Source organism: Caballeronia udeis (genome assembly GCF_044909315.1).
GTDB lineage: Bacteria > Pseudomonadota > Gammaproteobacteria > Burkholderiales > Burkholderiaceae > Caballeronia > Caballeronia udeis_A.
Genome location: NZ_JBIYEB010000036.1, coordinates 87,940 through 96,179 on the forward strand (window position 1 = coordinate 87,940; position 8,240 = coordinate 96,179).

An 8,240-nucleotide genomic window follows, 5' to 3' on the forward strand; every position below is an offset into this window, starting at 1 on the left:
GTGTGAGCGCCGTTTTTTTTGAAGTCCCGAGCGTGCTGCGGACACGGAACGGCCGCTCGCACCAGTGACGCCCGATCAACGTCCGTCGCGATGAATATCGTGCGTGATGAAACCCGCATCGTTGTTCGGCATATCAAGCCAATCTCGATGCGCGAGTGTGCCGCGGATATCGGACAAGCCGCTTTCCCAATGCTCACGCATGGTCGACAGCCCGAACTGGAAATCCTTGTAGTTCCCCTCGTACTCCTTTTGCCGGTAGATGAGGTGGATGACGTTAAAACGCTTCGAGCACGCGAGTTCCTCCGCCGTCTTGCACCACGGGTCGCTGTTGCGGATGTCAACCGGCACTTTGTCCAGCACTTCCCTCAGGACGTTCCGAAACCGCTGTGAGCGCTGCAAGGTGTCGGTAACGAGCCGCGTCCGGCTGGAGTACTGAATGTCCTTCACGCGCCCCATCACATCGACAATGCTGTCCGGCACCGGCCCACGCGCGCTCCAGAGATCGACCTGGAACGCCAGCGTGTCACGGCGCGGCGTGGTCTGCACGATCTCGTAAAGTGGCGTATTGGACATCAGGCCACCGTCCCAGAAATACTCACCATCAATCTCGACGGCCGCGAAACCCGGCGGCAATGCCCCCGACGCCATGAAATGCTCCGCGCGCAACGTCATGTGCGTGTTGTCGAAATACGCGAAATTACCGGTGGCCACGTTCACCGCGCCCACCGACACCCGGGTCTCGCGCGAGTTGATCCGGTCGAAATCGCAGAACCTTTCGAGCGTGCCTTTCAGCGGCTGTGTGTCATAGAAACTCGCCGTGCCAGGGTGCCCCGCAGCCAGCGGTGACGGCGGCGGAAAACGCGGTATGAAAAATCCCCTCTGCCCTTCGACCAGGGCGCTCGCGGCCTGCATCGCGGTGAACGCCTTGCGGATCTCGTCGGTGGAATTGAAGAACGCGTGTTCGATGAAAGCGGGCAGGGGCGGCATAAAAGCAGGCTGGCAGATCGTCTCCCAAAATTCCAGCAGCCGCGGCACGCGATTCTCAGGCGCGTTCCCCGCGATAATCGCCGTGTTCAACGCGCCAATGGATATCCCGGCAATCCAGTTCGGGTGAATACCCGCTTCATTCAACCCCTGATACACACCTGCCTGATAGGCACCGAGCGCCCCACCACCCTGCAACATCAACGCGATGGTTTCATAGGGCGGCAACTTGATACGCTTGTCCGCTTCGGGACCACCCGAGGCAAATACCTCAGACGGTTCACCAACGTCGAGCGACGTCACGTTGCGAGGCTCTTTCGTCGCCTTCGTCCGTTTGATTCCTTTCGCCTCATTGCGTCCACGTGCACTACTCGTTCGCTCTGCCATTGAAACTCCTGTTTCAAGCCTTACTGCATGTACCAGCCGTGGCTCACCACGACTGATTGACCCGTAAGCGCGGCCGTGGGGAAAGCTGCGAGGAACAAAACCGTCTGGGCTACGTCTTCCACCGTTGTGAAGACCCCATCGACCGTGCCGCCCAGCATCACGTTCTTGACCACGTCCTCTTCGCTGATGCCAAGCTCCTTCGCCTGCTCGGGAATCTGCTTGTCGACAAGCGGCGTGCGCACGAAACCCGGGCACACCACATGCGAGCGCACGTGATGTTTCGCGCCCTCCTTCGCGAGCACACGAGCCAGCCCGAGCAGCGCGTGCTTGGCCGTGACATACGCGGACTTGAGCGGCGACGCTTCATGCGAATGCACCGATCCCATATAGATCACGACCCCGCCACGATCGTCCTTGTACATGTGCTGAAGCGTGGCTTTCGTGGTTAGAAACGCCCCGTCGACGTGAATGGCCTGCATCTTCTTCCAGTCGGAATACGCATAGTTTTCGATCGGGTTGACGATCTGCACGCCGGCATTCGACACCAGGATATCGATCGAGCCGAATTCGGCCGCCACTCGATCAATGCCTGTGTTTACCGCCTGCTCGTCGGTAACGTCCATCACGACGCCTAACGCACGGCCGCCCTGCGCCTTGATCTGCCCGGCCACGGCGTCGGCGGCCTCCTGGTTTAGATCCGCTATGGCAACCGCTGCACCCGCCTGCGCAAAAGTCAGGGCAATTTGTTTGCCGATCCCGCTTGCGGCGCCCGTGACCACCGCGACCTTGCCCGCCAGACTCGTATTCAGTGATGTCATTTGCCGCCCCTTCTCCGTTCAGATTCGACCAATGAAACCACGCAACGCCGCGCTGATCAACCTCGATAAATGTCATAGGCCTTTCGGCCAGCTATTCGACGCCATCCGGCCAGGCTATCGTTCGGACACGTATAAACGGAACGTAAAGGCCGACCAAACCGGGCGACGGCGCGCGAATCCTGGAATCGGATTAAGCTTTGAAACCCGCCTGATGCAACTCAAACCCAAAACTGGAGATCGCGAACATGAACTATCGTCGGCTAGGACGTTCCGGCCTGCAGGTCAGCGAATTGTCGATTGGCTCGTGGGTAACCTACGGCACGCAAGTCGACCATCGCGCGGCGCGCGAGTCGCTCGCTGCCGCACGCGATCACGGCGTAAATTTCTTCGACAACGCCGAGGTCTATTCCAAAGGCAAGTCCGAGGAAATCATGGGCCGCGCGTTGAAGGAGCTCGCGTGGCCGCGGGTAAGCTACATAGTGTCGACCAAGTTTTTCTTTGGCATCAGCGAAGGGCCGAACCAACAGCAAACGCTCAGCCGCAAGTATCTGCATAACGCCATTGACGGCTCGCTTGCGCGTCTGCAACTCGACTATGTCGACCTCGTGTTTTGTCATCGGCCCGACCCGCATACACCGATCGAGGAAACGGTTTGGGCAATGAGTGACATCATTGCGCGGGGCAAGGCTTTGTATTGGGGCACATCGGAATGGAGCGCTGACGAAATTCGCACGGCATACGACATTGCCGAGCGGCATCATCTGCACAAACCGGTAATGGAGCAGCCCGAATACAACCTGCTGCATCGCAAGCGGGTCGAGAACGAATATAAGCGCCTCTATGAAGATACTGGACTGGGTCTGACAACCTGGAGTCCGCTTGCTTCAGGGCTGCTTACCGGCAAGTATCGCGATGGCGTCCCATCGGACAGCCGTGCGCAACTCCAGGGTTACGAGTGGTTGGCCAAGAAGTTGACCGACAAGGGCGCGAACAACATTGTCGGGCACCTTGCGGAAGTGTCGGACCAGCTCGGCTGCTCGCTGGCACAGCTTTCACTCGCCTGGATCTTGCTGAATCCGAATGTCAGCACCGTGATTACGGGCGCGTCGCGGGTGGAGCAGGTTCACGAGAATATGAAGGCCATCGACGTCGTGCAAAAAATCACGCCCGAGATCAAGCAGCGCATCGAGGAAATCGTGGGCGAAGCGTTCGTCTGAGCCGCAGGTCCTGGACATGCAGGGTCGTCGGCTACAATAACGACCCTGCCGCGTGCGCCTTGTGGTGCCGTACAGTGGCTTCGCATCTCGGCGCTCAGGCGCTTTTATTCGTCCGTCTGGCTCAGGCCGCGCTCATTCTCGTCTCGCTCACTCATTTGCCATGCTCAGTTACCGACACGCCTTTCACGCAGGCAACCACGCAGACGTGCTGAAACACGCGGTCGTCGTGCAGTTGCTGCAACACCTTGCCCAGAAGGACAAGGCGTTCTGGTATATCGACACCCATGCCGGCGCCGGCGTGTATTCGCTGACCGATGGCTTTGCGACCAAGACGGGTGAGTTCGAAACGGGCATTGCCAAGATCTGGACCAAGCGTGACTTGCCGGGTTTGCTCAAGGATTACGTCAAAGAGGTAAAGGCGCTGAATGCAGACGGCTCGCTGCAGTTCTATCCCGGGTCGCCCTATCTCGCATGGCGGGTAATGCGCGAGCAGGATCGCATGCGGTTATTCGAACTGCATTCCACCGAAATTGATGTGTTGCGCCACAATTTCCGCGACGCCGGCCGGCGGGCCGTGCTCTTCGAAGGCGACGGCTTCGAAGGCATCATCAAGCTGTTACCGCCGCCGCCGCGCCGGGCACTTGTCCTGATTGACCCGTCGTACGAAGACAAGCGCGATTACGCGCGCACGCTGAACTGCCTCGAGGAAAGCCTGAAGCGTTTTGCGACGGGCACCTATGCAATCTGGTACCCGCAAGTCACCCGGCTCGAGTCCCAGCGTTTCGCCGATCAATTGAAGCGCGTGCAACCTAAGAATTGGCTGCATGCGTCATTGACCGTGAGCAAACCGCCCGTCGACGGCTTTGGCCTGTTCGGGAGCGGCATGTTTATCGTCAATCCACCGTATACGCTCGCTGGTGAGTTGAAAGAAACGCTACCCTATCTCGTCGATGCACTGGGTCAGGACAGCAAGGCGGCGTTCAAACTCGAACATCGCGGCGATTGAACGCGTCTGCGCAGTTCGCCGTTAATCAAGCGACGTGGTAACCGCGCCGGTTTGGCTATGCGGATCCGATGACCGGACCGGCAGGGTCGGCAGAGGTTTTGTAGCAACGGATTTCGACGTTGCGGTGGGTACTGGAGAGATTATCGGGGGCAGACCCGAAGGCATGGCCACAGACTTCCTTGATTGCTGCACCGCAGGCTGCGTTGAAGCGGGGGCTTGGGTTTGCACTCCGGTTGACACCCCGTAAGAGACGCCGGACTGTGGCGACGTTGAACGTGGCCCATGCTGGTAATTGGACAACGACGGCTGTGAGCCCGTTGACGATCCGTATCCCTGCCCCGCGTGATGCTTGCCCTGCTGAAGTTCAATGTATGGCGAAACGATGATTGTCTGCTGATCTTGCTGCGGCAATTCGGGCAACGTGGCCATCGGGCGCGCTGGCACCATGCCTGCGCCATTCAGCGGCCCCGTCTGCAGAACAGTACCGCCCGCGCCGCTGTGAATCCCCGTCTGCGTATCCAGAATGAGTGGCTGACCGCCCGCTTGGGCTGATGCGTCCAACGCCGTCAAACCCAAAACAAGCGATAGCGCTGCGGCCGTCACATATCTGACAGGTTGAAGGTCTGGACTCACGACGGTGCCCCTTTGGCGAATGAATGATCGCCGACATGTGTATCTGGTCGATTCAGTTCACATCATATAAAAGCGCTTTACCTTACCGCGATGGCAAGCTTTAGGCTAGCTTTCTCGAAAGTCGAAATTTAAGGAGATTCAATGACATTCTCGAAAACCTTCCTCGCTGGCGCAGCCGCGTTTGCACTTTCATTCGTTGTCTCAGTGCCCGCTGCGTTTGCACAGATGCCGGCATCCTCGGCATCTATGGCGGGCATGGACATGTCGGCCGCAAGCGGCGATCAGGGCGATTCCGCCTCGACGAAGGAATTCCAGGCAGCCGATCACTCGATGATGTCCGGCATGTCCGACATCCAATACACCGGCAATGCCGATCATGACTTTGTCGCGCACATGATCCCTCACCATGAAGGCGCGGTCGCAATGGCAAAAGTCGAGTTGAAGTATGGCAAGGACGCGAAGTTGCGCGCGTTGGCCAAGGAGATCATTGCTTCGCAGGACAGGGAAATTGCGTTCATGAAGCAATGGCTCGCAGCGCACCCGCTGAAAAAGTGATCGACGCGGCCTGACCCTGCGAACGCAGCCCAAAAACGACAAAGCCCCGCATGCGGGGCTTGTTCAATTTTCCGGCCGGATGTTTTCGACTGAAATTACAGCGAGTAGCCTTCAGTTTCCAACGAGCGGATACGCTTTTCGAGCTGAACGATATCCGACGATTGCGCCAGATATTCTTCGCGACGATTACGTTCGGCGGTTTCAAACCAGATGCTGACTTTTTCGAGCAAGAATGCAAACATGATTTTTTCTCCAAGGATTTCAAATGAATCCCCGGCGGTTCGGGTCAGGGATATCCCTCGAAAGGGTTAACCCGGATTATAGACGAACTATGCTGGCGGTGTTAGTGAAATGCCTGCATTGAGTGCATTCTCTTTTGGAATGGTGCATGCACCGCGTCGGAACAAGTGGTTGATTTCACTAGTTTTATCAGGAACCTGCGGCGCATCGTGGAAATATTGCACATTATTAGTGCATAAATCAAGCTGGAGACACACCGGAACGCACCAACATGATCACTCGGCGAGTCTTTCCAGAATGGGGCAATCGGGCCGCCCATCACCGTGGCAATGCACCGCTAAATGGGCAAGCGTGTCCCGCATATCCGTGAGTTCTGCGATCCGCCGGTCTAGCTCCGCGACATGTTCAAGCGCGATCGCCTTGACCTCTGCGCTGGCGCGCTGCCGGTCCTGCCACAACGCCAGGAGTTTGCGAATATCGTCGACCAGAAAGCCGAGTCGACGCGCTTGCCGAACAAAACGGAGTGCGTGAACCTCCTGGGTCCCGTACATCCGGTATCCGGATGTGGTGCGGTCAACCGGTGGCAAAAGACCAACACTCTCGTAGTACCTAATCATCTTGGCCGTCACGCCGGACGCGCGCGCCGCTTCGCCAATGTTCATCGCAGACACTCCTGAATTTTTCCTAAACTCTACGCCTTCCAACGATGGGAAGGTATAGCATAGTCCGCTCTTACAGAACCGAAGCAAGGAATTGATATGGCTGAATTCAAGGTGGAAGGCATGAGCTGCCAGCATTGTGTCGTCGCTGTCACGCGTTCGATCCACGAAATCGACGCCACTGCCCAAGTCCGGGTGGATCTCGAGCATGGGCGTGTTGTCGTGGCGTCGACCGAAACCATCGATGCGCTCAAGGAAGCGATCGATGAGGCCGGCTACACCGTCGTGTCGGCGAAAGCCGCATGAATCGGGGGGCGCACTTCAAAGTTGCGTTGATTGGCGCGTCCGGGTTGCTTGGACGCGCCGTTACGAACGAGCTGGCCGCGTTCCCCCGGTGGCAGGTGGTGCGAACAGCGTTTCGTCATGGCGACGCGAGCACTGTCACGCTCGATGTCCGCGATGAGAGCGCCGTTCGGGAATTCATCACCGATCACGCACCCGACGCGATCGTTGTCGCTGCGGCCGAACGGCGTCCTGACGTTTGCGAGAATGACCCGGCGCTCGCGCGAGCATTGAATGTCGACGCATTAGGCTTTATTGCGAGCGCCGCGCGGGAAATCGGTTCGTGGGTGCTCTCCATCTCGACCGACTATGTCTTCGATGGCACACGACCGCCCTATCAGCCTGACGATGCGCCGAATCCCCTGAACGCCTACGGTCGGAGCAAGCTTGACGGAGAGCAGGTGTTGCTGCAATCCAGCGCCCAATCTTGCGTACTGCGTTTGCCGTTGCTGTATGGTCCGGTGATCGATTGGGGGGAGTCAGCGGTGACCAGCCTGACACCGGCAATTGTGGAATCAGTTCGCGGACCAGCGCCCGCGGTGATGGATGCTTGGGCAACGCGCTACCCCACCTTCACGCCGGACGTGGCCGTTGTGATCCGGCAGTTGCTGGAACGCCACGAAATTGGCGAATCGGTGACGGGCGTTAAGCACTGGTCCGGCGATGAGCCTATGACAAAGTTCGACATCGCGCAAAGCATCGCACGCGTGCTGAACGTTGATGCCCGGATCACGGCGCAACACACACCAATTGATACCACGCCGCGCCCACAAAATTGCCACCTTGCATCGGATGCGTTGGAGGCTTTGAAGATCGGACAGAGAACACCTTTCGACATCGCGATTCGCTCCGTGCTGCGAAACTGGCCACGTCCAACAAGCCTGTGAGCAGCGGTGAGATTCGGGCATAGCCGAGCAGACGACGTCCTAATTCAATTGCATTCTCACATGAAGGCTGCTAGCGTCAGGATTTTCGTTGGCGGCCCGTACCCGGCAAGCAGCGCGACGTTGCTGCGGACGCAGCCCGATGCGTGGGATGATCATCGCCGACGGGCCATACCTGGAGACCAAGGAACACGTGGACGGTTTGTGGGTGCTGGAAGCCGCCAACCAAGACGAGGCGCTGGCGTGGGGCCGCAGGTCATCGCCTGTCGCCCGCCGGTCGAGAGGTGCGCCCGCTCCTCTGCGGGAGGACCCAACGGATGCGGTTGAGTCGGCTTGCTGGGTGAACAGAAAACGCCAATCGCCATATCAAACAAGCGATTAGAGCGAGAAGAACTTCACGGAAGGTGGACCTGAAACGCAGACCCTGAAACGCAAAAACCCCACCTTTATGGGGTGGGGTTTTTGTCTAGCTGCGCAGTCGCTGCAGCGAATGGGGAGCCTGACGATTACCTACT

At 58.3% G+C, this 8,240-nt stretch carries 10 protein-coding genes; 6 read left to right on the forward strand and 4 right to left on the reverse strand.

What is annotated here, in order from left to right; translation table 11 throughout:
* Positions 1-75: 75 nt before the first annotated feature.
* Positions 76-1,371: a DUF3734 domain-containing protein gene (locus ABH944_RS38250; RefSeq protein ID WP_404613071.1), complete on the reverse strand. Its 1,296-nt coding sequence runs from the start codon at positions 1,369-1,371 to the stop codon at positions 76-78.
* Between the two features lie 20 nt (positions 1,372-1,391).
* The gene (locus ABH944_RS38255) at positions 1,392-2,189 is read right to left on the reverse strand and encodes a 3-hydroxybutyrate dehydrogenase (RefSeq protein WP_404613069.1); all 798 of its coding nucleotides are present in this window, start codon (positions 2,187-2,189) and stop codon (positions 1,392-1,394) included.
* A gap of 245 nt (positions 2,190-2,434) precedes the next feature.
* Here ABH944_RS38255 and ABH944_RS38260 point away from each other — a divergent pair, with 245 nt between their 5' ends.
* The 3 genes from ABH944_RS38260 (at position 2,435) to copM (ending at position 5,600) form a co-directional block, all read left to right on the forward strand.
* Positions 2,435-3,406: a potassium channel beta subunit family protein gene (locus tag ABH944_RS38260; protein WP_404613067.1), complete on the forward strand. Its 972-nt coding sequence runs from the start codon at positions 2,435-2,437 to the stop codon at positions 3,404-3,406.
* A gap of 160 nt (positions 3,407-3,566) precedes the next feature.
* Positions 3,567-4,412 carry a 23S rRNA (adenine(2030)-N(6))-methyltransferase RlmJ gene (locus ABH944_RS38265; protein WP_097264090.1) on the forward strand — a complete coding sequence of 282 codons (846 nt, stop codon included), beginning with the start codon at positions 3,567-3,569 and terminating at the stop codon, positions 4,410-4,412.
* A gap of 774 nt (positions 4,413-5,186) precedes the next feature.
* The gene (copM, locus tag ABH944_RS38270; RefSeq protein ID WP_404613064.1) at positions 5,187-5,600 is read left to right on the forward strand and encodes a CopM family metallochaperone; all 414 of its coding nucleotides are present in this window, start codon (positions 5,187-5,189) and stop codon (positions 5,598-5,600) included.
* Between the two features lie 95 nt (positions 5,601-5,695).
* Here copM and ABH944_RS38275 read toward each other — a convergent pair whose 3' ends face one another.
* A complete protein-coding gene (locus ABH944_RS38275) occupies positions 5,696-5,842 on the reverse strand; it encodes a DUF3563 family protein (protein WP_087882081.1) in 147 nt (48 codons plus the stop codon).
* A gap of 273 nt (positions 5,843-6,115) precedes the next feature.
* Positions 6,116-6,502, reverse strand: coding sequence for a Cu(I)-responsive transcriptional regulator (gene cueR / locus ABH944_RS38280; RefSeq protein WP_062091998.1), 387 nt, complete (start codon positions 6,500-6,502; stop codon positions 6,116-6,118).
* Between the two features lie 96 nt (positions 6,503-6,598).
* Here cueR and ABH944_RS38285 point away from each other — a divergent pair, with 96 nt between their 5' ends.
* From ABH944_RS38285 to ABH944_RS38295, 3 genes are all read left to right on the forward strand, one after another.
* Positions 6,599-6,805, forward strand: a complete 207-nt coding sequence (locus tag ABH944_RS38285) for a cation transporter (protein ID WP_404613061.1) — start codon at positions 6,599-6,601, stop codon at positions 6,803-6,805.
* Positions 6,802-7,728 carry a dTDP-4-dehydrorhamnose reductase family protein gene (locus ABH944_RS38290; RefSeq protein ID WP_404613059.1) on the forward strand — a complete coding sequence of 309 codons (927 nt, stop codon included), beginning with the start codon at positions 6,802-6,804 and terminating at the stop codon, positions 7,726-7,728. The genes ABH944_RS38285 and ABH944_RS38290 overlap by 4 nt, the downstream gene beginning before the upstream one ends.
* A 148-nt stretch (positions 7,729-7,876) precedes the next feature.
* Positions 7,877-8,107 (forward strand): YciI family protein, encoded by a 231-nt coding sequence (locus ABH944_RS38295; RefSeq protein ID WP_404659670.1) that lies wholly within the window; start codon positions 7,877-7,879, stop codon positions 8,105-8,107.
* Positions 8,108-8,240 lie beyond the last annotated feature (133 nt).